The organism is Ktedonospora formicarum (assembly GCF_016587355.1).
Classification (GTDB): domain Bacteria; phylum Chloroflexota; class Ktedonobacteria; order Ktedonobacterales; family Ktedonobacteraceae; genus Ktedonobacter; species Ktedonobacter formicarum.
The window spans coordinates 2,681,953-2,705,447 of record NZ_BNJF01000001.1 but is presented as its reverse complement, the minus strand read 5'-3'; the positions used below and the strand labels follow the sequence as shown (position 1 = coordinate 2,705,447).

18 protein-coding genes and 2 tRNA genes are annotated in these 23,495 nt (G+C 48.8%); 11 read left to right on the top strand and 9 right to left on the bottom strand.

Going from position 1 to position 23,495, the window contains the following annotated elements:
• Positions 1–172: 172 nt before the first annotated feature.
• Both K3T82_RS11660 and K3T82_RS11655 read left to right on the top strand, forming a co-directional pair.
• Complete coding sequence (locus K3T82_RS11660) at positions 173–3,652, top strand: transglycosylase domain-containing protein (protein ID WP_220193626.1); 3,480 nt, start codon at positions 173–175, stop codon at positions 3,650–3,652.
• 619 nt (positions 3,653–4,271) lie between these two features.
• A complete protein-coding gene (locus tag K3T82_RS11655; RefSeq protein WP_220193625.1) occupies positions 4,272–6,677 on the top strand; it encodes a transglycosylase domain-containing protein in 2,406 nt (801 codons plus the stop codon).
• 81 nt (positions 6,678–6,758) lie between these two features.
• Here K3T82_RS11655 and K3T82_RS11650 read toward each other — a convergent pair whose 3' ends face one another.
• Positions 6,759–7,616, bottom strand: coding sequence for a PHP domain-containing protein (locus tag K3T82_RS11650; RefSeq protein WP_220193624.1), 858 nt, complete (start codon positions 7,614–7,616; stop codon positions 6,759–6,761).
• A 335-nt stretch (positions 7,617–7,951) separates the two neighbouring features.
• Between K3T82_RS11650 and K3T82_RS11645 the strand changes: the two genes are divergently transcribed.
• The 7 genes from K3T82_RS11645 to K3T82_RS11620 all read left to right on the top strand — a co-directional run bounded on the left by K3T82_RS11645 (position 7,952) and on the right by K3T82_RS11620 (position 15,693).
• Positions 7,952–10,414 (top strand): ATP-dependent helicase, encoded by a 2,463-nt coding sequence (locus K3T82_RS11645; protein WP_220193623.1) that lies wholly within the window; start codon positions 7,952–7,954, stop codon positions 10,412–10,414.
• A gap of 333 nt (positions 10,415–10,747) precedes the next feature.
• Positions 10,748–11,578 carry a hypothetical protein gene (locus K3T82_RS11640; protein ID WP_220193622.1) on the top strand — a complete coding sequence of 277 codons (831 nt, stop codon included), beginning with the start codon at positions 10,748–10,750 and terminating at the stop codon, positions 11,576–11,578.
• A 352-nt stretch (positions 11,579–11,930) separates the two neighbouring features.
• Complete coding sequence (locus K3T82_RS47655; protein ID WP_236031115.1) at positions 11,931–12,821, top strand: DHA2 family efflux MFS transporter permease subunit; 891 nt, start codon at positions 11,931–11,933, stop codon at positions 12,819–12,821.
• 5 nt (positions 12,822–12,826) lie between these two features.
• Positions 12,827–13,570 carry an MFS transporter gene (locus tag K3T82_RS47650; protein WP_236031283.1) on the top strand — a complete coding sequence of 248 codons (744 nt, stop codon included), beginning with the start codon at positions 12,827–12,829 and terminating at the stop codon, positions 13,568–13,570.
• 52 nt (positions 13,571–13,622) lie between these two features.
• Positions 13,623–14,276 (top strand): biotin/lipoyl-containing protein, encoded by a 654-nt coding sequence (locus tag K3T82_RS11630; protein ID WP_220193621.1) that lies wholly within the window; start codon positions 13,623–13,625, stop codon positions 14,274–14,276.
• A gap of 89 nt (positions 14,277–14,365) precedes the next feature.
• On the top strand, positions 14,366–14,833 hold the full coding sequence (locus K3T82_RS11625) for a hypothetical protein (protein WP_220193620.1): 468 nt from the start codon (positions 14,366–14,368) through the stop codon (positions 14,831–14,833).
• A 224-nt stretch (positions 14,834–15,057) separates the two neighbouring features.
• Positions 15,058–15,693, top strand: a complete 636-nt coding sequence (locus K3T82_RS11620) for a TetR/AcrR family transcriptional regulator (protein WP_220193619.1) — start codon at positions 15,058–15,060, stop codon at positions 15,691–15,693.
• Positions 15,694–15,763: 70 nt separating this feature from the next.
• Here the strand turns inward: K3T82_RS11620 and K3T82_RS11615 are convergent, their stop codons facing one another.
• The 8 genes from K3T82_RS11615 to K3T82_RS11580 form a co-directional block, all read right to left on the bottom strand.
• Positions 15,764–16,195: a hypothetical protein gene (locus K3T82_RS11615; protein ID WP_220193618.1), complete on the bottom strand. Its 432-nt coding sequence runs from the start codon at positions 16,193–16,195 to the stop codon at positions 15,764–15,766.
• Between the two features lie 179 nt (positions 16,196–16,374).
• Positions 16,375–17,325: a hypothetical protein gene (locus tag K3T82_RS11610; RefSeq protein WP_220193617.1), complete on the bottom strand. Its 951-nt coding sequence runs from the start codon at positions 17,323–17,325 to the stop codon at positions 16,375–16,377.
• Positions 17,326–17,328: 3 nt separating this feature from the next.
• Positions 17,329–17,637 carry a 4Fe-4S dicluster domain-containing protein gene (locus tag K3T82_RS11605; protein WP_220193616.1) on the bottom strand — a complete coding sequence of 103 codons (309 nt, stop codon included), beginning with the start codon at positions 17,635–17,637 and terminating at the stop codon, positions 17,329–17,331.
• 8 nt (positions 17,638–17,645) lie between these two features.
• A complete protein-coding gene (locus tag K3T82_RS11600; protein ID WP_220193615.1) occupies positions 17,646–19,523 on the bottom strand; it encodes an NAD(P)/FAD-dependent oxidoreductase in 1,878 nt (625 codons plus the stop codon).
• A gap of 73 nt (positions 19,524–19,596) precedes the next feature.
• Entirely contained in the window at positions 19,597–19,947 is a 351-nt protein-coding gene (locus K3T82_RS11595; RefSeq protein WP_220193614.1) for a hypothetical protein, read from the bottom strand.
• A gap of 363 nt (positions 19,948–20,310) precedes the next feature.
• The gene (selA, locus tag K3T82_RS11590) at positions 20,311–21,699 is read right to left on the bottom strand and encodes an L-seryl-tRNA(Sec) selenium transferase (RefSeq protein ID WP_220193613.1); all 1,389 of its coding nucleotides are present in this window, start codon (positions 21,697–21,699) and stop codon (positions 20,311–20,313) included.
• 117 nt (positions 21,700–21,816) lie between these two features.
• Entirely contained in the window at positions 21,817–22,248 is a 432-nt protein-coding gene (locus tag K3T82_RS11585) for a type II toxin-antitoxin system PemK/MazF family toxin (RefSeq protein ID WP_220193612.1), read from the bottom strand.
• Positions 22,249–22,303: 55 nt separating this feature from the next.
• The gene (locus K3T82_RS11580; RefSeq protein ID WP_220193611.1) at positions 22,304–22,528 is read right to left on the bottom strand and encodes a hypothetical protein; all 225 of its coding nucleotides are present in this window, start codon (positions 22,526–22,528) and stop codon (positions 22,304–22,306) included.
• A 684-nt stretch (positions 22,529–23,212) separates the two neighbouring features.
• Here K3T82_RS11580 and K3T82_RS11575 point away from each other — a divergent pair.
• Both K3T82_RS11575 and K3T82_RS11570 read left to right on the top strand, forming a co-directional pair.
• Positions 23,213–23,296: transfer RNA gene (locus K3T82_RS11575), tRNA-Tyr, on the top strand.
• 23 nt (positions 23,297–23,319) lie between these two features.
• A tRNA-Thr gene (locus K3T82_RS11570) sits at positions 23,320–23,391 on the top strand.
• The last annotated feature ends 104 nt before the right edge of the window (positions 23,392–23,495 follow it).

The following is a 23,495-nucleotide window of genomic DNA, read 5'->3' as shown; positions in this document are numbered from 1 at the left end:
TCTCCTTTATTACAGTGCGAAGTTTCGCGACTGAGATCTTATTCGAAAACCAATACCCTTATTATAAGGGCCTAGCGGTGCGGTCAGGGTGCCGGGTTTTCAAATAAGGGCGAATGTGGATATTTGTGTAAACTATCATCCACAAACAGAGATATAATCATGGGAGCATATAATGTCATTAGATGAGAGAAAAAAGGATACTGATCCTGGGCAGGGGCAGTCTCCCATCTCGCCCAAACAAGTGGTGCCAAAGGCTCTTGCCTCGCCATTGAATGAACAGATTGAAGAGAAAGAGAAAGAGAAAAAGAGTAGTCAGCTACCAGATGTATCTATTAAGAACTTGAAACCCACACCATCCGAATCCATCGATGACGATGACGCTCCCACCACTCCTGGCCTACCTGCGATAAGGCGAACTATGGGTAACCATGTACCTTCTGCACCCAAAGCGCCTGTATCAGCAGAGAGTGCATCCGCCACAGAAGCCTTATCTGAAGATAATAAACAAAGTGCTGGTTCAGATTCAGATACGCTAGAGAAGTCTGAGGTTTCCCTCTCTGCATCGCAGAAGCAGGCGGAGCCTAATGATGACAAATCTTATAAAGGTGATGGCGAAGCAGTGGTGCCGCCAACTCCTCTGCTTTCTGAAGAAGAGACAAGTTCACCCGAGAAGATTGAGCTTCGAAACAAAGACGAAGAGGAGCAGGAAGCTACTCGTTCATCCGAATCTGGGTCCGAAAATGGAGCCGCTAAACGTACCCCCAACGTAGTACCTGCGCGCCGCCCTAAGGTTGGCAATATGGTATCTACACGCCAACAGCGTGCTGTCCGGGCTCTGGAGAAGCGTCAGGTTCGTGATGGCGCGAAGTCTCAAGAGAAACAATCTGAGAAAAATACAGCTGCTGCTCAAGAGAGCCCGCTAGAGCACAGATCGAATGAGGAAGATATCACGAAGCAAGAGACCGTTGCTCTCGCTTCATCGCCAGATGTGAAATCCTCCGAAGACAAGTTGCCTGTGCCCCAAGAGAAGATATCATCTCCTGATAAGGAGGATATTGCTCCAGCACGCCTTGTTGCTGAAGAAGAGAAGAAGAGCAAAAAGAAGGGAGGGTGGTCTGGTCCGCCAACGCGTCCCCGTTCTTCCGAACCTGCGATTGAGAACAGACCAACTGAGCAGTTACCCGTTTCGCAGGCAACCACTGATTCTGATGTAGTATCAGACCGGGGCGAGGCTGTGACACAGAGCAGGGAAGAGATATCTGCCGCCAAAACGCAGCATCAAATCTTTGCGGTGGTTCCAGAAGCTGAAGCCCCTTATCCTGTGGTTCCTTTGCCAGGAGATGCGCGGGGTCGCAAAGCACGCTTTGCACGTCAGCATCATCGCAATGTATTGCGCATTACGCGTATGCGCAATCGTTTAGTGTTGAGACACAAGAAACAGGTGCGGGGTCAGATCTTGATCTCTGCATTCTCGATTCTTATGGCGCTGCTCATAGTTTTCTTAGCTCTTAGTGGTACAGGAGCGTATATTGGCTATCAGTTCTACAGCGATACACAGGGACGTTACTCGGGTCGTGTGCTCAATTTACACGAGTTATTGCCCAAAGATAATTTGAAGGTCTATGATAGCAAAGGTGTCTTACTAGGTCAGCTCGCAGACGATGGTGTGCACACATCTGTAAAGTTGAAAGATGTTTCTCCCAGTCTGATCAATGCCACAATCGCCGTCGAAGATAAGAACTTCTGGAACAATCCAGGTGTTGACCTGACTCGTATCTTGCAAGCTGCCCTTGATAATCTCAAAAGCGGGAAAGTCGTTGAAGGTGGAAGCACCATAACTCAGCAGCTCATCAAGAAATTGATTGTAGGCGACCGTGTAGATAATGCTCGCAAAATCGAGGAAATTATTCTGACGCCTCAAGTCAATAGCACGTATAGCAAGCAAGATATCATGGAGATGTATCTCAATACCATCTACTATGGCGCTCAGGCATATGGAATTGATGCCGCCGCGAATATCTACTTTGGCTTGCAGGACAAACCGGGGAAGCCTGCTTCTAAGCAACTTGATTTGGCTCAGTCTGTTATGCTAGCTGGCTTGCCTCAAAATGGCGATTACTATAATCCCTGGGTTCATCGTGAGCGTGCGACCGAGCGCATGCAGACTGTACTCGCATTGATGGTGGAAGAGCATTATATTACCAATGATCAAGCGAAAGATGCATTGAAAGAAGCCAAGGGGAAAAACTTTTTCAAACCTTCCCCTAACATGAGCTTGCGCGCACCGCATTTCTTCTATTTCTTGCTTGACCAGCTACAGACAATGACGCATATGAGCCGTAAGCAACTCTCGCGTTCAGATATGAAAGTGACAACCACACTGGATCTCTCTTTACAGGATAAGATCCAGAAGGTTATGCAGGATCATGTGGCTGAATTACACGAGTATAGCATCTCAAATTCTGCTGAAGTGCTCATTGATCAGCATACTGGTGCGATCATCTCCTTATTAGGTAGCCTGGATTACAACGATAATTCCATTGGGGGCAAATTTGATGTCGCCACGCAAGGATGGCGTCAGCCCGGATCTTCCTTTAAGCCATATGTCTATGCTCTAGCGCTAGAGGATAAGGGAACCTCAATGGCTCAGGCTGTAAACGATGTGCCAACAACTTTTGTTATTCCAGGCACTGACAACTACACACCTGGTAACTATGATAACAAGTTCCATGGTCCGATGACTCTGCGCTGTGCTCTGCAAAATTCGCTCAATATCCCTGCCGTACGTGTATTACAACAGGTCGGAATTGATAATGCTGTGAATAAAGCGAAGGAGATGGGCATAAACTATAAGGGAACGCCTGGTCTCTCGCTTGTTCTAGGTGGTTTAAGTGTTCACCTGTTGGACCATGTCTCCGCCTTTGGTGCGTTTGGCAACAATGGTGTTCATGTGCCCTATTACGCAGTGCAAAAGATTGAATATGCGCAGAATGGTAAGGTTGTCAATCATCAGCAAAGCAAGGGAAAGCAAGTTTTCAGTAGCCAGACAGCGTATATGATGACGGATACGCTCTCTGACAACACCAGCCGCTTGCCTGAGTTTGGTAACTGCAACCCACTCCAGCTTTACTCGAACCCGCTGTATTCCTGCTATGCTGGTGATCCTGGTACCATACGCCCTGCCGCCGCCAAAACCGGTACGACAAATGACTTCAAAGATAACTGGACTGTAGGCTATACCACAGACTATGTTATGGGGGTATGGGCCGGAAACAACGATAATTCAGCTATGTCCTCAGGGGCGACTGGTATCGTCGGCGCTGCTCCTATCTGGCATGATGCCATGTTGCTGGCTGAAACTGGTAAACCTGTTCGGGAGTTTGCGGTTCCAGATGGCCTGGTGAAAACGACTGCCTCAATTGATGGTATCCGTTCGACCGATTGGTTCTATTCAGGTAAGGTGCCCGGCAGCTATAATTCGAATATAAATCAATCCTGGGATTTGCAGTCTCTTCTGCAAGATCCACCGCAAAACAATCAGAATCCGCCAAATGATTCTAAGGACAAGGACAAGGGCAAAGGGAAGAGCTATAGCCCTTACTGTTCTGGCTTCTCCTACTCCTCATCGAACCCAGGGGTTGGTGGTTGGTAATGCAAACCTGGAAGGCCCCTCTGAAGAGGGCCTTCCAGGTTTGCATTGAATCGCATATGATTATCACAACTGCTTCTCTATTGTAATAGATTTTGGTTTTGAATAAATAGTAGAGATAAACACAATATTGCTACATCTAATTGTACTGTTTTGAGAAGGCTGCGTTACCGGTCTTTTCGCTGTTCCGTTAGAATAAATAGTCTGGTATGCGTGGGAGAAGAGCCTTGATGCCAAACAAGGCGCTGGATTATGTTATCCTCTGAACTTACAATTCCTCCGCCACTTGTACTATAAGCAGCTTTCAATACACTTGTGAAATCATTCACATTTCTTTCTCATCCATTCAAAATGTGTTTGTTTTGCCGTTGCGTATTGCGCGTGACACCGATTAGAATAGGAGTAGGAAGAATCGTAAGGGGAAGGAGGGAAGTTGGAATTGGCAATTCGTTCTACTATTTGCAATATAGAGAGTATATACATTCTTTTAATCAATGCCATATGTATGCTAAATATAGTACGCAGAAAATTTCTAGCTTGGCGCGGAGGTATGCTTGATCACACCTCCCTTACTTTCTAAAATTATCGTACAAACAGTCTATACAGAGAAAGAGGTTGCATAATGCAGGATGAACAGCAGCGTCCTGAGCGGTCTCAAGTTTCGGCGACAACCTCGCAAGAATCTTCGCATTCTACGCTGACCGCGCCAGAGAGTCAGACACAGGAGCGTGCTGAAGAACAATCTACTGCCAGCGAGGAAAAGAAGGGCTTGATCGCTACTGCGAATGAGCAAGAGGTTGATGCGGACTATGATCCCGGGAAGACGGCAAAGATGCGCGTTATTCTCCCAGCCAAACTGCCTTCGTATTCTCGAGCCGCAGCCGCACAGCGTTTGAGTGACCAGCCACTCAAGCCACCCCGTGGGGCCTATTATCCCGTTCCACATTTGCAAACTATGGCTGCTGGCTGGCGTACGAAGCGCCATATTAAGCGTAAAGGGCTACGTGAGAGCAACTCGCGATTCAATGCTACTGAGCGTAAAGGCACATGGAGCTTTATGCCCATCGCGCTGAGTATTCTGGCTGTCCTCGTTGTCGCTGCGTCATCTATCACCATTTATACTGCACTCTACAACTCGACGCAACAACGTTACGGGGACAAAATAACAACACTTCAGGATGTCTTGCCCAAAGATAATCTGAAAATTTATGATAACAAAAACCATCTGATTTATCAGATGACGAATGATGGTGTCCAGAACTCGGTCAAGCTCAATGAAATTTCGCCTGACCTGATACATGCAACAATTGCTATTGAAGATCAGTACTTCTGGACCAACCCCGGGTATGATATTACGGGGATTGTGCGTGCAGTCCTCGATAACTTGACGGCTGGCCATGTAGTTTCTGGTGCCAGCACGATTACGCAGCAGCTTATTAAAAACTCGATCCTCGGTCAGCAGCAGACCGCGATTCGTAAGCTACAAGAAATTCTCCTTGCTCCTGATGTAACACGTAAGTATACAAAGGAGCAAATTATGACGATGTACCTTAATACCATCTATTATGGACATCAAGCATATGGAGCTGATGCCGCTGCCCAAACCTACTTTGGTCTTACCAAGAAAGGTAATCGTACTGCTGCTCAGCAACTAGATCTGGCTCAAGCCGCAATGATGGCTGGCCTTCCTCAGAACGGTGATTACTTCGATCCCTGGTATCATCACGAACGTGCGATGAATCGTATGAAAGAAGTTCTGCATAATATGCGCATGCAGGGCTATATCACGCAGAATCAGGAGATTCAGGCCTTCGCCGAAGCCCAGCAGCCAGATTTCCTTAAGAAGGCAAAAATTAATAATAGTATTGCACCTCATTTTGCGCTCTATACTTTGCGGGAACTTACTGACAAGCTTAATCTGAAGTCAAATGATCTCCCGCGTTCAGGGCTCTCAATCAAGACAACGCTTGATCTTGACAAGCAGAATCAGATTCTTAAGATTGCGCAGAAGCACATTGCCGAGAATGCCCGGACTCATAATATGTCTAATGCTGCTGTTGTGGTGATGAATCAGCATGATGGATCGATTCTGACCTTGCTGGGTAACATCGATCCAAGCAATCCAACCAATGGCGCATTTGATGTGGCGAGTCAGGGCTTCCGCCAGCCTGGTTCCTCCTTTAAGCCGTTCATTTATTCGACGGCTTTCAATCAGGGGGTAAGCCCAGGTGACCATGTGCAGGATGGACCACTTACCATTCAAATGTGCTGTGGACTTCCATCGTACTCCCCGACGAACTACGATATGAAGTACCATGGTAACATCACGTATCGTTATGCCCTGCAGAACTCGTTCAATATCCCCGCTGTGAAATTGCTTATGCAGACGGGCGTTGAACCTGCCCTGAACATGGCAATGAATCTGGGGATTACTCAATATCAGGGTGTTCCTAACTATACGATGGTGCTAGGTTCACTGAGTGTGCATTTGACCGATATGACGACCGCGTATGCGACGTTCGCGAATAACGGCGTAAAGATGACTCCACACGCGATTGCGCAGGTGACCGATTCGACCGGAAAAGTCGTGTATACTCCCAACATAAAAGGAAAGCGTATCATTAGTCCCCAGCTCTCGTACCTGATGTCCAACGTGCTGAGTGACAATGCTTCGCGTACCTTTGAGTTTGGTAAGTGTAGCGTGCTCTACCTGTACTCAACCTCGCAGTCCGCATGTTACGCTGGCAATCCTGGTGCTGTGCGCCCTGGCGCGGTGAAGACGGGAACCTCCAACGACTTCAAAGATAACTGGACTATGGGCTATACCACTGACTATACTATTGGTGTTTGGGCTGGTAACAATGATGCCTCACCAATGGTGAATGTTACTGGTGTTGATGGTGCGGCTCCCATCTGGCATGAGGCTATGCAGCTCTTTGAACAGGGGAGGCCTATCAAAAATTTCGTGAATCCTGGTGGTCTCGCTACTAAGGGCAACGACCTCTACATTCCACAGAATAAGAAATAGACCATTGTAGTACGAGCCAGTTAAGAAGCCCCCTGAATGTTAATGTCAGGAGGGCTTCTTATATGTGAATGCTGGCAGGTTTTAAGCGACTTTCACACCGAGCCGTTCCAGCAAACGCTTGCTGACTTCCGCACGGTGTTTGCGGGGCATACGGCTGGGCAGTCCATGTGAATCTGAGCCAGTGCTCAGGAGCAGGTCATGCTTGTGTACATACTCGATGTACATGTCAATTGTTTCCTGGCTATGGTAGGGATGGTAGACCTCGATGCCATCCAGAGGGATCTCCGTGCGTAACTTGTCCAGAAGCATGGTATCGTAGAAGGTAAATCCACTCTCTTTTCGTCCAGGGTGAGCAATGAGACAGACCGCGCCACTTTGGTGGGCCGCGTCAACGGCTTCCGCCATCTCTGCCATAATAGTGCGGAAACCTGCTTGCTCGATAAGCCTCAAGCCGCTGGCACGATCCGCGACGTAGCCATGTTCTAGCAACAAGGTAATATTATCTGTTGGACGGAAGAGCTTGCCGCCTCGCTCTTTAAGGGCTTCAGCCTCGCGAGGAAACTGATGGCCCTGACGCAGGAGGGTATCATGCACTTCATGTGTGTTGTCTAACTGCGTACGTGCTACACGCTCAGTCACTTCTTGAAGCACGTTATCTTGGGGATCAAAACCGTAGCAGAGCATGTGTACCATATTGCCATTCCAGGTACAGGTAATCTCTACCCCTGATAGGACTGGCAGTCCTTTGCTAGCCGCCAGCGCCTGAATTTCTGCTACTTTATCGACACGGTCGTGGTCGGTGACCGCTACAAGGTTAAATTCGTGTTCTATCAAATAATCGATTAACTGGTCAGCGGGCCAGCGTCCATCACTATAGGTTGTATGCATGTGCAGGTCTACTGCCGCATCGGGAGATATTACCAGGTTTGGCGTCGTCATGCCTATTTGCTCCTCTGCTTGCTACAGATGATACGAAAAATACCTGCCTTTATCGTATCACAGCCATAGAATGATTGGTTATTGACTCTGTTCGTAGTGCTCAGGGCAAGTAAAGAGTGTTCTAGATAGAGAGTACCAGGATGCTCCTCTCTCAGTTTTGACTGTGATACAATTGACTGTACTTAGGGGGGCGCATCATGAAATTGCGCCATTTTGTATGCAGAATTTGGTTTGATACGAAAACTAACACCATTGGTGTGACTAGCACTGACTCCATGAGGAGGTACGGTGCGCTCAGGTTTTCGCACAAGGAGCTACTTGTATCTGGGAGTGTGATGATGTTGGAACAGATTGATTTACTTGCCGGGTTGAATGAACCACAACGCCAGGCTGTGACGACGACACAGGGACCTGTCCTCATCCTGGCAGGCCCTGGTAGCGGCAAAACGCGTGTCATCACGCATCGTATAGCATACCTGGCACAGCATGAGCATGTCTCCCCCTGGAATATCCTGGCCGTTACCTTTACTAATAAGGCCGCGCGCGAGATGCGTGAGCGCCTGGAAAAGCTTGTTGGCGTAAGCGCTTCCAAAGAAATGAGTATTGGTACCTTCCATGCTATTTGTGCCCGTGTGTTGCGTATGGAGGCCGATGCCCTGCTTCCTATTGGCTTGAATAAGTCTTTCGTCATTCTCGATACTGATGATCAACTTACCCTGGTCAAGCAAGCTATCAAAGAGCTTAATCTTGACGAGAAGCTCTATCGCCCCAATGCCATTCATGGGCATATTTCGCGAGCGAAGAACGAGATGCGTGGTCCTGAGCAGATGGCTGAACTCGCTCGCAAATATAGCGAAGAGGTTGCTGCTCGCGTATATAAGGTTTACCAGCGGATGTTGCGCGCGAACAATGCCGTGGATTTCGATGATTTGCTTATGCTTACCGAGCAACTTTGGAGGCGAGAGCCAACAATTCTGAGCCGTTATCAGCGCCATTGGCAGTATATACATGTCGACGAGTTCCAAGACTGCAATTTGCCGCAATATAAACTGATTCGTCTACTTGGTGACGGGGTTGGCGACCATCATGAAGGGCTTCGCAATGTCTGTGTCGTTGGTGACGATGACCAAATGATCTATACCTGGCGCGGTGCCAGCGCAGAGAATGTTGTGCGCTTTGAGCAGGACTTCCCTCGTACGAAGGTTATTCTGTTGGAGCAGAATTATCGCTCGACACAGACTATTCTTGACGCAGCGCAGGAAATCGTACAGCAGAATCGCTTGCGCAAAGAGAAAAACCTCTGGACCGCTCAGGGGCAGGGCGAGAAGATTACCTTCTATGAAGCCTATAACGAGGAGATGGAAGGTCAGTTTATTGCTCACGAAATCGTTCGCTTGCTTGCACGCCTTGATGTTGAGAAGCGCGGTGATATTGCCGTTATGTATCGCACAAACGCCCAGTCACGCGCCCTTGAAGAGCAATTCTTGCGTCTCAATATTCCGTACAAGGTCATCGGTAGCCGGAAGTTCTATGAGCGCAAGGAAATCAAGGATATGCTCGCCTACCTGCGCTTGCTTGCGAATCCTGATGATGAACTAAGTCTTGAGCGTATCATTAACGTGCCGAATCGTAAAATCGGTCCGAAAACCCTCAGTGAGCTCAAGAAATGGGCCCGACACCAGGGCTGCTCACTGTATACTGCCGCGCAACAAATAGAACACCATCCCACGTTGAGTACAGCTGCTCGTAAGTCTCTGCAAAACTTCGCGACCTTGATTGCTGATCTGCGAAGTGCCGTTGAGGAGCTATCGCTGCCAGAGCTCTTAGATCGTATCGCAGAGCGCTCTGGCTATGGACCCGAGCTACGCGCCAATCCCGAAGAAGAATTGGATCGCTGGGCTAATGTGCTTGAGTTGCGTCGTGTGGCTGAGGATTATGCCGAGATTGAGACGCCAGTAGCCCTCGAACTCTTCCTCGAAAATGTTGCCCTGGTGGGAGGAGCCGATACGACTCAGACAAGCGAGAATGGCGCTTTGGTGAATGAAGAGAATCGTGATGCTGTGACTCTCATTACATTGCATGCCGCCAAAGGTCTTGAGTTTCCGGTGGTCTTCATTGTTGGCATGGATGAGGGCTCACTCCCCCACTCCCGCTCGCTTAATACACCTGAGGAACTAGAAGAAGAGCGCCGCCTGGCTTATGTGGGCTTTACACGGGCAATGAAGCGTCTCTATCTTGTGCGGGCTCGCCGTCGTTCATTGTGGGGAGAAACCCAGTATACTGAGCCCTCTCGCTTCTTGAGTGACATCTCTCTACACCTTCTTAATCGCCCTGGCCTTGGCTCAGATGATACCAGCCGTTCCACCTCTTCACAGAGCAATAATGTGCAGATCACACGTCGCCGTGCGCCTTCCTGGGAAGATGATTTCAACCAGGATCCAGGCGGTGATGATACCGGGTATGTGTTTGGTCGAGGCGATGGTTCAAGCCACGGTTCACGCCGCGTCAATTCAGAAAATGCAAATCGTTGGTCTTCTCAGCCAACGCGCCCTGTAAATGGCGAGAAGCAAGGCCCTTCTATCCCACCCTCGATAAAGAAGCGTGAGCCTACTAGGCAGAAGGCTCAAGAGCCACAGTTTAAGGCTGGTGATAGAGTGCGTCATGATAAGTTCGGTGAGGGAATCGTGCTCAAGAGTGAGATGGAGGGGCAGACCGAATATGTTGAGGTTCAGTTTCAAGGCAAGGTTGGTAAGAAGAATCTCAGCATGGATTTCGCTCGCCTCACAAAGTTCTCATAAGCTCACGGACTTCTCCGCGCCCAGATACGTAGAGGCCATAGGAATATGCATACGATTGTCGATAAGCAACCGCATGCATATTCCTATGGCCTCTATGAATTTGTAGTGGGATATTCCTACATGGGAGCGTGTGAAGGCGTCTAAAAGCGTGCTCAGCAAGCAAAATCTGATCATTATGGTATCGAAAAGCAAAACATCGATCATTATGGAATGCTTTATTTGACATTGATACACGCCTGGTTGTAATATAGCAAGCAAGACAGTTCATGCGAGCTGCTTTGACATCTCTCATCGGAAGCGCCCTTGGCTTCCCCTAGCGAGAAAGGTAGAGTCATGCCGTCAGGTGATGAGTACTATCAATTGCGGCGGAAGAAGTTGCGTTCGGGCGGTCTGGAAACGTCAGTTATGACTGAACCCGTTACGCGAACAGAGGAAAGACGATCTCTAAGATCTGGGGTGTATATGGCAGATGATTTTGATGAGCCTCGTCCTGGCACCAGTACCGTACGGTACGCCAAACAGACAACGCAATCTCATCGAACGACATCCGCACAACTCCCCACTACAAGCATTCCACGTCGTCAGGTAGGCTCCACACATGATTTGCCTCGTCAGCCACGCATTCCCAGCTCCAATTTGAAGAACCCCAGAACTACCAGCATGCATAAGAGTTCGCGCCCCCTTAATTCCGCTCATACGCGAAGGCGTATTCATTGGTTGCTGCCTCTTGGGGTTGGTATGCTAGCTATGCTAGCTATCTGGATTGTTGGCTCTCTAGGCTTAGCTTGGTTTCATCAACTCTCGGATGATTACACCTATGGTAATCCCCGCACATACCAAACGGATTATGTTGTTGGGCATGGGAACGACGCTACGACACACGCGAGCCACTTTGTAGCTATTAACCTGAATCGTCAAGCCGTCGTTTTCGAGATGGTTGCGGGCGATCCTGCCAAGTCTGTAAGCTATGTCGCGCCTATTTACATTGCAGGGGATGGTGGCGATAAAGCCCCTGTGACCCTGGAGTTCCGGGATGTGACTGGTGATAAAAAAGTGGATATGATTATCCATATTCACCTACCATCTCAGGAACAACTTTCTGTCTTTATCAATGATGGCAGTAAGTTCAGGCCCTCAACGAATAAGGACAAAATTGATCTGTGACGCTCATGTGCCAGGAATGGCACATGTACACTCACGCATGAAGGTGGATACAGCCTGATCTCGTTTGTATTTTGTTTCTGTCAGGCATATCCACCTTTTTCTATTTTCTCCCCTCACCAATTCTAGCTATCTTTTCTCCCCTCCAATATATCCCTATTGACAAATCAGGTGACGTTCTGGTAAATTTATGACTATCGAGTCAAACATTCTAAGCTTAAGTCAAAATGAGTTTGATCTGGTCATGTTTTAGCTGGATCAGTCATAAAAGACAGGCTTGCTGTCACGCTCGTATCGATACTTGCATATGTGTATTCCACCCCTGTGTGCAGGAGGTGTAAAAGGAGGTCCTTGAATGCAAGTTCCTGCCCCCGCCGCCAAGCGGGAAGGAGGTCTTCCCTATAAGTGGATCGTAGCATGCGTGGTTATCTTTGGCACCTTCATGTCTATTCTGGATAGCACGATTGTCAATATTGCTATCCCACGCCTACAGACCGCCTTCGGAACCGATCTGAATAGCGTGCAATGGGTATTGACGGCTTATACGCTTGCTCAGGGCGTTGCCACGCCTCTGACGCCCTTTCTTGCGGATCGCCTCGGGCTCAAGCGCTTCTATATCCTAGCTCTGACCGGGTTTACGCTTGGCTCAGCTCTCTGTGGTGTGGCCTGGAGCCTCCCCGTTCTGATTGCGTTCCGTGTTTTCCAGGGTGCAACTGGCGCTTTCCTGACGCCGCTCGCTATCACTCTTCTCTATCGTGAGTTCCCGCCGCAGGAGCGTGGTACCGTAATGGGTGCGTTCGGTATTCCTATCTTGCTGGCTCCCGCGATTGGCCCTAGTGTTGGTGGCTATATCGTCACCTATATGGATTGGCAGTTGATTTTCTACATCAATGTGCCTATTGGCATCTTTGGGCTGCTGATGGCATTCTTCTTCTTGCAAGAGAGTGAAATTATTCGGGATAAGAGCTTTGATATCCCTGGCTTTATCCTCTCCGCTACTGGTCTGGGCTTGCTTCTCTATGGGCTCTCTGATGCCAGTAGCAGTGGTTGGACCTCTGGTCCTGTGATGGGTTCGCTTGGAGCGGGTCTTGTTTTGCTTATCGTCTTTATTGCCTATGAGCTAGGGCTTCAGCGCCAGGGAAAGCAACCCTTGCTCGATCTGACGGTGTTTGCTGACCGTTCTTTCACGACCAGTAATATCGCCAGTCAGCTTGTGGTCTTTACGCTCTTTGGGGACTCTTCTTGATCCCGGTGTACCTGCAAAGCTTGCGTGGACTTAGCGCCTTCGACTCTGGCTTGGTCCTGTTGCCACAGGCGTTCGCGTCGATGGTCACCATGGTCATTGGCGGTCGTTTAGTCGATAAAATTGGTGTGCGTGCCGTTGTTATCCCAGGATTGATTATCATGGCGATTGCCATGTGGCTCTATTCATCCCTGGATGCCTATATTCCGATTGGTCAGTTCCAATGGCTCCTCATCTTGCGTAGCTGTGGAATTGGCCTGTGTATGCAGCCTTTAATGGTTTCGGCTCTGGTAAATATTGAGCCTCGCCGCCTAGCGCAAGCATCGTCGACAAATACTACTTTGCGCTTTGTCTGTAGCTCGCTAGCGGTCGCGATTATGGCGACCCTGGTGCAGACACAAAATAAGGTGCATTATGCTCACCTGGCTGAACGTGTCACGGCCATTTCTCCGCTAGGTCAGATGATTATGGGGATACAGGCTATGCTGATGGCGAAGGGTGCTTCGGCGACTGCCGCCTATGGGTATGCGCTCCAAACGGTGAGCGGTCTGCTGCATCGGCAATCCTATATTCTTGCCATGCAGGATGCCTTCCGTTTGAGCTTTGTGCTCTCCGTGGTCGCGATTGTTGCGACTTTCTTTGTGAGTGGTGCTAAGAAGAAAGCTGCACAGGCGACCGAAACAGAAAACATGTCAGCGGAAGAGCGAGCAGAGGCTGAGAAAGCCCGCGAGGAAGCTGCTCTGGCTGTATAGTAACGATTGATTTATTACAATTTATTATGCTTATATTAGGAGGAAACGCATCGTGCGTCGTCTCATTCTTGTTCCGATCTTTGTTTTTGTGGCTCTGCTCGCTATCGCAGGGGCTGCTGGATACTGGGTCTATAGTAGCTATTACTTTTATTCTACCGATGATGCGCAGATCAGTGGTCAGATCGTTAATGTGAGCAGCCCACAACCGGGTCAGCTAACTACTCTCACTGTGAAGCAGGGTGACAAGGTGCAAGCGGGTCAGGTGATCGGCCAGGTTTCCGCTGTTTCGCAGACCGGGCAGAAGGTGACTGTCAATCTTACTAGCCCTATCGATGGGACTGTTGTTCAGACTACTGGTATCGAGGGGCAACTTGTTAATGCTGGTATCGCTCTGGCTCAGGTCGTTGATCTCAGTAAGCTGAACGTGGTCGCATATGTCGATGAGGGGCAGCTTAATAATCTTAAGACCGGGCAGGACGTCGATATTACCGTTGATGCTTTTAGTGGCACCTCGTTCACTGGTCATGTGACGCAAATCGTACAGGCTACCGCTGGTCAGTTCTCTTTACTTCCCTCTTCTGACAACTCCAGCGGCAACTTCACCAAAGTGGGGCAGCGCGTCCCTGTAGTGGTGACACTCGATGGCAATGGTGGACATACATTGGTCCCCGGCCTGAGCGCCGAGGTGAAGATTCACCTACACTAAATACCTACTCCTCCTTATATGAAAACCTGAGCCCGCAATGGCGTCCCAGGTTTTCATATAAGGCTTTGTAGCATCGAAAGGACGTTTGCATGTTAATCATCGGAGGCCTTATCATCGTCGCGGTGCTGGCGATTCTAGGGGCTTTCCTCATGGCGCGCGGTGGAGGTAATAGTGACGCAACTGCCGCTCCCGCGACTACCGCTGTGGAGCCTCAAGCAAGCGCGACTCCATCACAACCCCTGGTGACGGAGACTCCCACGTCGGAGGAGCAGACCATTTATACAGGCACACAGAGTCCACGCTCTCTGCCAACCGATGCGCCCTATGGCGATATGATGGGAGCTTCTCTCCCGCTTTACGCACTCCGCCAGGAGATTCATATGCTTCAGGGCCAGGTATATCAATTATCCGAGCATATCCAGGTCTTGAATCAACATGCGCATGAAATTGAGCAACGCCTTAGCCGTGTGCATGAATTGTTGCCTGAAAAGGGTCGAGAAGACCATGCCGGGGTTACAGGATCGCCGAACGCATATAACGAAGGGCATAGCTACTAGCTGCCCTTATCTTGGAGTGGCATTTTGCTAACTCAGGCCACGTTGTAAAGTAGGCGAGTGCTTTTGCGAGAAGTGGCTTTCCTTAAGGATATCCCTTCCCAAAGCCTCGCCTTTATGGCAGACTTTGTATTGACGGTTTTCTATTTTTTTCTGCCAAAGAGCGCACATACGACTCCACTGCATTTTATTGTGCGCTTCTGTTCATATCCTCTGGAGGGAGCCATATGCATGAGCCTGTACGCCCTCTCTCGCTGAAGGAGCGCCAACGCCAGCAACGTAGGGCGCTCATTTTGCAGGCGACCGAAGAAGTTCTGCTAGAGAAGGACTACTATGAGCTATCTATGGAAGAAGTTGCCGCACGTGTTGGTATAGCTAAAGGGACTTTGTACCTTCACTTTTCTCGCAAGGAAGAGCTTGTTCTGGCGTTACTTGAAGAGCAACTCAAAATTATAATCAAGTCGGTGCAAGAGATTTTAGTTGCGTCCGAACCCGCTCGTGTACGTCTTGAGATGCTTCTTGCGATAGTCTTTCTGAGCTTGAAAGACAGGCGTAAACGTCTTATTTACGCGCTTTTTGGGGCTGTCGAATTACGTACCATTCTCAAGGAGCGTCATCATACTCTCTTCAAGCAGTTCTCCTCTGCGCTTACTAAGATTATTGATGATGGCAAAGCTGCGGGAGAGTTTGATGCTTCTCTATCCACTCCTATTATGCTTCACACTTTTCTGAGCTTGCTGGGTTCATATCCCTTTAAGCACTTGCTTCTCAATGAGACTGTTACTCCAGAAGAATTGGTCCAGCACGTGAGTACTATTTACTTTCGTGGTGTTGTTAATCCTCTCCTTCGGCCAATTCAGTAGAGTATGAGATGTCTTATGTGGAGAGAAGTGGCTGAGAGTTTGGTATTCTTTGCCACTTTTCTAGAATATTTTAGCGTAGTTGTTCCCATTCCTCTGCGTCTATATAGACTTTCTTGCCATCATGGAAGATGTTCTCATAATGTTCGGTTACGAACTCTTGGGGAAAGAGGCGGAGCATATTCGTCGCGAAGAGTGCGAATACCGCCCAGTCCAGCCCTGCATCTAGTGGTATTCCAAGGACTTCGCCAATAACTGGTAGGACTGTGCCTGCCAGAAGAACTTCCAAGTCTGGAATGAGCAAGAGAGCGAGAAGGAACGCAACCACACCTCCAAAGGCTACTTTGCGTAGCGCAGGTACGCGCCTATCGACCAGCAAACGCTTGACGAGCTTACCCGTTTTAATGAAGTGAAAGAGGATCTCAAGGCGTTTGGGATGACGAAGCAGATGTACCGCCTGCTTCTTTGCCTGTTGCCCGGCTCGCCTGGTTCGTTCTTGCATCATGCCTTTGGCTCCTTTTTATGACTGTGCTCATTGATAGATATTTTGTTGCTAAAATGGTTCTTTGCTACAGCCCAGGAGCTGGGCAGATAGAAGAGAACTCATATATATAATACGTTCTATCTGCCCATTTTGTTTTTGGAAGTCAAGTCTTCACGAAAATCCCTATGGGTCTTTTCTGACTAATGTTTTAGCCAGACCGGAATGAGCAATTGCAGGGCATAGACAAGATGCCAGATTGTCAGACCCAGAGTAACGAGAGCTAGCAGCTTATGTATGAGACGCCAGTATCGTAGTGTATAGCGATAAAACTGTTCCTTGTGCAAGGAATGCTGTACATTTTTGATCTCAAGCATCTGCTTCTGTGTCTCGTTGCCAGACGTAGGATTGGTTGCCAGGGTAATTTCTCGCTGTTTCAATTCTTGTGGCGTCTCTTCCAATGAGATGTATGCCAGATCCCAGGATGGTGGAATCGAGAGCCCAACCATTGATGCATCTCGCCGTTGAGTTCCAGCTAATCCGGGCTGGCTTTGATCTCTTCCATAGAGAATACCAGCCAGGCTGAGTTGAAGCTTACTGCTCCCCTTCTTCTGCTCGCTAACAGCCTGAAGTTTGCGCGAAATTCGTTCAACCTTGTCTTCTCCTGAGCTTGTCAGCGTTTGATGTACCTCTTGGGTAATGAGCCTGGGGAGAATGCGGTCCAATATCTTGCCTACGCTACCACTTATGACCATGGCGATCATGCCATAGAGAGCATAGGTGCCAGAGCGAGGATTAAAGTTGCCAAAGCTATGTAGAAAGAGGAGTGCTAATCCCACCAGCCCAAAGCACATATGCCAGTTTAGGGAGGCGTTGAGCTGTCCAATGGCCCGTTTACGCGCGCGTCGGACCATGCTATAGCGAAATGCAGCTAGTAGTAGGAAACCCATACCCGCAAAGGCTAAAATATAACCCGCCACGCTATCAGGTGAGGCATCCTCACTCAATCGTTGCCACAATAGATAAAAAACTACGCCTCCTCCAAACAGAAGAAAGCCAACGGCACTACATTTTACCCAGGCACTATTTGCGTAAAAGAAGAGGAGGTGATAACCCTGCTCGCTTCTTGTCTGATGGGTTCCAGGAGCACGCATAATTTACTCCTCCAGTGTTTTGCGCAGTAAGCGTACCTTGAGCCACATCATCATGGCATCTCGATGGAGTCCTACCGGACATGGGGAAACACAGGCTCCGCACTGATAACAGGTTCGAGCGAAGCGAGCTACAGCGGGTGAAATGCCGCCCGCAAGAGTCTCTCGGTTCAACCGGTCAATAGTGATAGGCTCAGCCAGAGCTGGACAGGCGCGCAAACATTCGTTACAACCGATACAGGCATTAATTTCTTGCAAGACCTGTGGCCCTGTTTTGTGGAGCATAACTGGTTCCGGCTTGAATACGCTACTCATGAATATAGTTACTCCTTCTTGCTATCCTGTCGTTTTCCGTAGAGCCAGAGCTGACCAGTATTTCCCGGTGACGGCGATGTCTCCATATTCTTTTGTGTTTCTGCTCTGCGTCCGGGAGTTTTCTCCGCATAAGACCAGAGCTTTTTTGGCTCATTTTTCCTTTGATTTGGATTTTGTATGCCTGGCTGGGGGCGATTACCACTAAAAGGCTCGCGCTCCTGATGTGGGACCATAGAGGACATCGGTTGCGGAAGCCGACCACTAAATACCTCTATCTCCTCATCGCCTAACAATGAGTATCCAGGTACGGGTAAATTGCCATTGAAGGGATTCAAACTATGTTGAGATGCTTGTGGTGCTTCCGATGCACCATCCAATAACCAGGCTTCGCCGGTATCTCTTTGTTGATCATTGTTGCTGGGTTGCCTGGTTGCGTGTGTCATTTCTATGGGGCCTGTATGTTTTTGCATTTCGCTGTGTAACGACCCTTGCAACTGTATAGGACCTGTTCCCTTTGCTGCTACGGCGGGCTGTTCATCGAGTTGAGGTTTGAGATTCTTCGTTGTGGTTGATGTTGGAGCCTGGATGACAGGGAGCTTGCCCGAAATAATCCCACGTGCGGTGTGTGAGTTGAGGCGTGAAAGATATTGTCGGGCGTCGAAATTCCCCTTCTGAAGCTCGCGCAGAATGTTGCGGACCGAATGCCCCTCCTCGATGATACGCTTGATGGCGAGGCTATCAGGTTGTGTTTGGCCTAATGAGAGGTAGCCCACAAGGCGGTCGCCCTCCAATGCCAACCTCCGATATCCTCCCTGGCTTTTATCTGTCACCTTTGAGATGGTGGGTCCTTCGAGAAGTGGATCACCAACGGTCAACATTGAGAGCTCACCCACATGTGTTGCGTGCCAGGCAATGCCAAATTGTTGTTGTGCGAGATCCTTACGACCTGCCAGCATTGCACCTACCAGGCGTCCCTGGAGTACTGCTGAGTACCATTGAGCACGCGGCGCGTATTTACCTGTTTGGGGATTGGGAAGTGCAGCCACATCGCCTGCCGCAAAGATATGTGGTACATTCGTCCTCAACTGGTCATCTACAATGATGCCTTGCTTATGCTGGATTGGAATTGTGCTCCTCTTCGCTAAATCCATTGCAGGCTGGGTTCCGGTGCACATTAGCACTAACTGGCAGGGGAGCATCTGTTGCTGGTTAGTAATCACGCCAATAACCGCACCTACCCGCCCTACAACTCCAATGGCTTCTGTTTCCGTATGAACTTTTGCACCTGCGCGTCGTACATTATCGAGTACAATCTGTGACGCTTCATTATCCAGAGTGCGGCCCATAAATGTTTTGCCTCGAATGAGCCAATGTACTTGCATATTTAGGTACAGTAGCCCCATTACTGTCTCAATCGCATGAACACCGCCGCCAATAACGACTGCCTCGCGCACCTCTGGCAAACGTCTGCGTAGATCCAGGTAATTCTGCAAGCGATGGAGAGTGAGGACGCCATCAAAGTTTCGCCCTGGGATAGTTTCTGGTAGACCTATTGGAACGCTACCTGTAGCGATTAAGAGCTTCCCATAGCCGAGTGTTTGCCCATCGGTCAGGGTCACATAGCGACTATTGGCATGTATCTCCTCAACGTGTGCTGGCATGATACGAATATGTTCCTGTCGTTCTGTGCCAGCTGGGTATGCCAGCAATTGCTCGCGTGACAATCGTCCAATCGCAAATTGCTTTAAAGCCGGTGTATTAATTGTGGGATGCACTTGTTCTGTGATAATGACGATGCGCTTATCAGTTGCATAGCGACGTGCTTCAACCGCTGCTGTCAATCCAGCAATGCCATTCCCGATAATGACGATGTCTGCTCGCTGCATCTTCCTCTCTCTTCTCGTTGGCTTTCTTTGGGAATCTGTGAAGACAGGTTGAATTCTTCTTGATTTGTAGACATCAATCCACAGAAACCGCCTGTAGCTGTTGCCCTTGTTTACCTTGTCCGGGCGTAATCAGATAATACACATCGGTTGTGGCTTTTTCCGTTAGATGTCTTTGCATATGGCTGAGTGACGCTCGGCATCCTGTTCCACAATGAAAGGAGAGTACGCGCTTGTCAGCTAAGAGAAGCTGGAAATCTTTCTCTGGTCCCATGATTTTGATAATCTTGCCCTGGGCATGCTGCGTTGCGTTGGCTTGTGAGAAATGGTTTCCTACCATTTGCGTGCCTAGCACCCCAATCCCTATCAATCCTCCCATCAAGAGCAGAACAAGTAACCCCGCTTTTAAGCGAGCAAAAAAAACCATCGGCGACTCCTTCCCCCAGTTTCAACAAAGCCTCTTATATCAACCGCATATAACTCCCCTGGCTTTGCAAGGTATATTTATAGCTCGGAATGAGTGTGATTGAAAGCAAATGACGTAGTTGAATGTATTTATGTAACTGTTATACTATTGTACCTGATGGTACGTCAAAATTCAGCTTTCCACATTCAGAAATGGCCTGAATGTCTTATGCTATAACGCCGCTTCTTAACCGCAGATATGGCATTGTGTGAGGAGGCTTTATAAGCCTATATACATGGTTTATGGGAATTGCTGTGGAGGTGTTATGTGAATTGATTGAGCTGCGGAGAAATGTGGGTATATATGTAGATGCCAATCGAGAGCCTACGTATAATAGCTTTCGATTAGCGCCTGGACGAACTCCGCGTCCTGCTCCTCTAACATTGTACGTGGATCAAAAAGCAAGGTATCGCGTGAAATTCGTGTAATGACTGGTACGGGGCGCATGCGTAAGTGTCGAGCGAGTTCAGCGAGTGGTTTCTGGCTGTCATGTGCTTCTAGCGCGAGCAGAATTGTGGGTAATGTCTCTGTGGGGAGCGAACCACCTCCCACCGTTGATTGTCCAATCCGGCGGCGCGTGGTTATGCCCCGATCACGCAATTGCTCAATCCATCGGTCAACTCTTCGCCCCAATGCCTCTGACCGGGCTGAAATCATGCGCCAGACCGGAATATGGCGCTCCGCCTCACCACGCCTGTAGTGTTGTAACGTCGCCTCAAGAGCTGTTAACACCATTTTGTCAACGCGTACTGCTCGCATTAAGGGATGCTGTGCTAATTGCTTGATAATATTGGCTTTGCCTACCAGAATCCCTGCTTGCGGACCGCCTAAAAGCTTGTCTCCAGAAAAACAAACCACATCTACTCCGGCCTGAATGCTTTCCTGTGGCATAGGCTCATGAGCTAGCCCATAATGCTCGCTATTTAGCAGGCAACCACTTCCCAGATCATGCATAACTGGTAAACTGTATTTCTGTCCCAGTGCCACCAGTTCCTGTTCGGAAGTCGACTCAGTGAAACCGGTAATCAAGAAATTACTTGGATGTACTGTCAGGAGGAGTGCCGTTTCAGTGGTAATTGCGTTAGCATAATCGCGCGCGCGTGTCCGATTAGTTGTTCCTACCTCAATCAGCTTACAACCGCTCTGACGCATAACATCTGGTATACGGAAACCACCACCGATTTCCACTAACTGTCCCCGAGATATAATTACTTCGCGTCCCTGTGCCAGCGTGCTAAGTGCAAGTAGCACTGCTGCCGCGTTATTATTCGTAATCAGAGCCCCTTCCGCGCCTGTGATCTCACATAGGAGCGCTGAGACATGATCGTGTCTGGAGCCACGCTCACCCGCAGTTAGATCATATTCCAGGTTGGAATAACCGTGTGCGACCCTAGCTACAGCTTCCAGCGCGGTCGCGCTCAGAGGAGCCCGCCCCAGGTTCGTATTAATAATGACACCTGTCGCGTTTATCAAGGGGCGTAGATGGGGAAGGTCCTGTTCTTCCAGTTTCCGCGTTGCGCCCTCTAGAAAAAAGTCTCTTGGCGGGCAAGGTGTACCTTTGAGAATCTCTTGTCGTCCCAGCGTGAGCGCCTCGCGAAAAGCGCGTACAGTTAGAGGGCGTGAATAGTGCTCAATTAATTTTTGCCCGGTAGGAGTGAGCAGGAGTTCTTCAACAGAGGGCAACAAACGTAACTGGTTCTGATCAATTGGCATTATTTGGACTTTCTCACTAGATAGAGCATCCCTTATTGTCCAGCTTGGTTAGACTCTCTATGCTCTTAAATAAGAGAGGATTGTTTTGCCAAAGTATCCTCTCAAAAAGCCAAATGATTAGTGAAGAGAGTAGTAGAAAGTAATTGCCAGACTATTTGCGACCTTTGCCATGATAGAACGCATATCCATATCATGCAAGCGGCAAATTGCATATTGATCTGCCAGCAGAGAGCGTAGTACTGGATACATAAGCTCTGTTTTGACCAGACTATCAGTATCTAGAAGAGGGTAATCGCGTTTGAGAAGGAGATGGTGATAGGGGCGTAACTTGCCGCGATAAGAAGTCAAAGCGACAACGTTAATGGCCCCTGCATGACGACAAAAAGGCTCCGCGGAAACGACAAGCGCGGGATGCCAGTCGAGAATGCGCTTCTCCTCAATGCCAGGTGGCAGAGAGGGATAGCCGAAATTTACCCAATACACCATGCCAAACTGCACAGGTGTTTGATAGGTTAACTCTTCCGGTGCAAGTTCTGGTGGGTGGGGCATAATATCATTCTACTTGTGTTTTTTCTAAGTGAACGCTCTCGACTAACGACAATCACTACTGGTGGGCTAAAACGGCAGGGGCATACACAGTTGACTCACTGGTTTCCAGTTGGCTCTGGAAGCAGGCAGTGGTGAGGGACCATGAACGTGTGACTAGACCTAGACGTTCTTCACGCTCATCCTGGCTCTCTTCTTGCAGGGCAAGAGCTATGAGTTCCATTTCCTTTTGATATTGTTCCATGAGAAAGGAAGAACGACTGAAGTCATAATTCGTTGCCATAGCACTTTACCTCATAATTCCAAGCCATAATGTCAGGCGCAAAACAGCCATTAAAAAAAGAATCGGCTGTACTGCTCCTGGCTCGCGGATGACTAAGGATAACTGCGGAAGGAATAAAAGAATTTCTCCAACGTTGGGAATTATACCAGCAAATTGAGCGAGAAGCAATGCTTTCCTTCTCTCATTTTAAAATTTGCTTAGAAATAATTTACAATTCCCTTACGATTTTGTGCTCGCAATTCTACCTCTCTATGCTCATATATCCTTGCTTCAGGCTGTATTTTTGTTGCTATTCTCACTCCATAGTAGCCACCCATTTTTCCTATATGTTGCCTTTCAGCGATGTCCCATGCTCATGCAAAAATGAGAGTGGGCTTGTTCCTTGACACTGTTATTGCCAAAGCTCTTCTAAGATTGTACCTGGATCAGCCTTTAGCGTACGGATTTTTGCATAAGATTCCCTGAGCGATTAGCTATGATGAAGCTACCTTTCTGATTGATGATGTGTTTCTCTCTCCCTTTCTTTTATAAACCCGGCAATATAACGAATTTTTTAAATCTTCGCCGAACTGCGAAAGAAAGTGCTTGACATCGTAATAAGGGTCGGCTATAATACACCACGTCGACCGGTTCAGAATGACGGCGACAAATCTGGTGTAACTTCAAAAGTAAGCGACACCTCTTGGGCAGTTACCAAAGTGGCCAAATGGGACTGACTGTAAATCAGTTGCGAGAGCTTCGGAGGTTCGAATCCTCCACTGCCCACCAAGCAGACCCCTCTGGTCTGCCTGGCCCGTGTGGCGCAGGGGTAGCGCACAGTCTTGGTAAGACTGAGGCCATGGGTTCAAATCCCATCACGGGCTCCGTGGTTTCTTGAGTGATACCGGCTGGATACATATCAAAGATCCGCTTTCACCTTCACGAGAATCCGCGCAGAAAGTACTAAAAGCTTTTGCTGCCGTCTTCT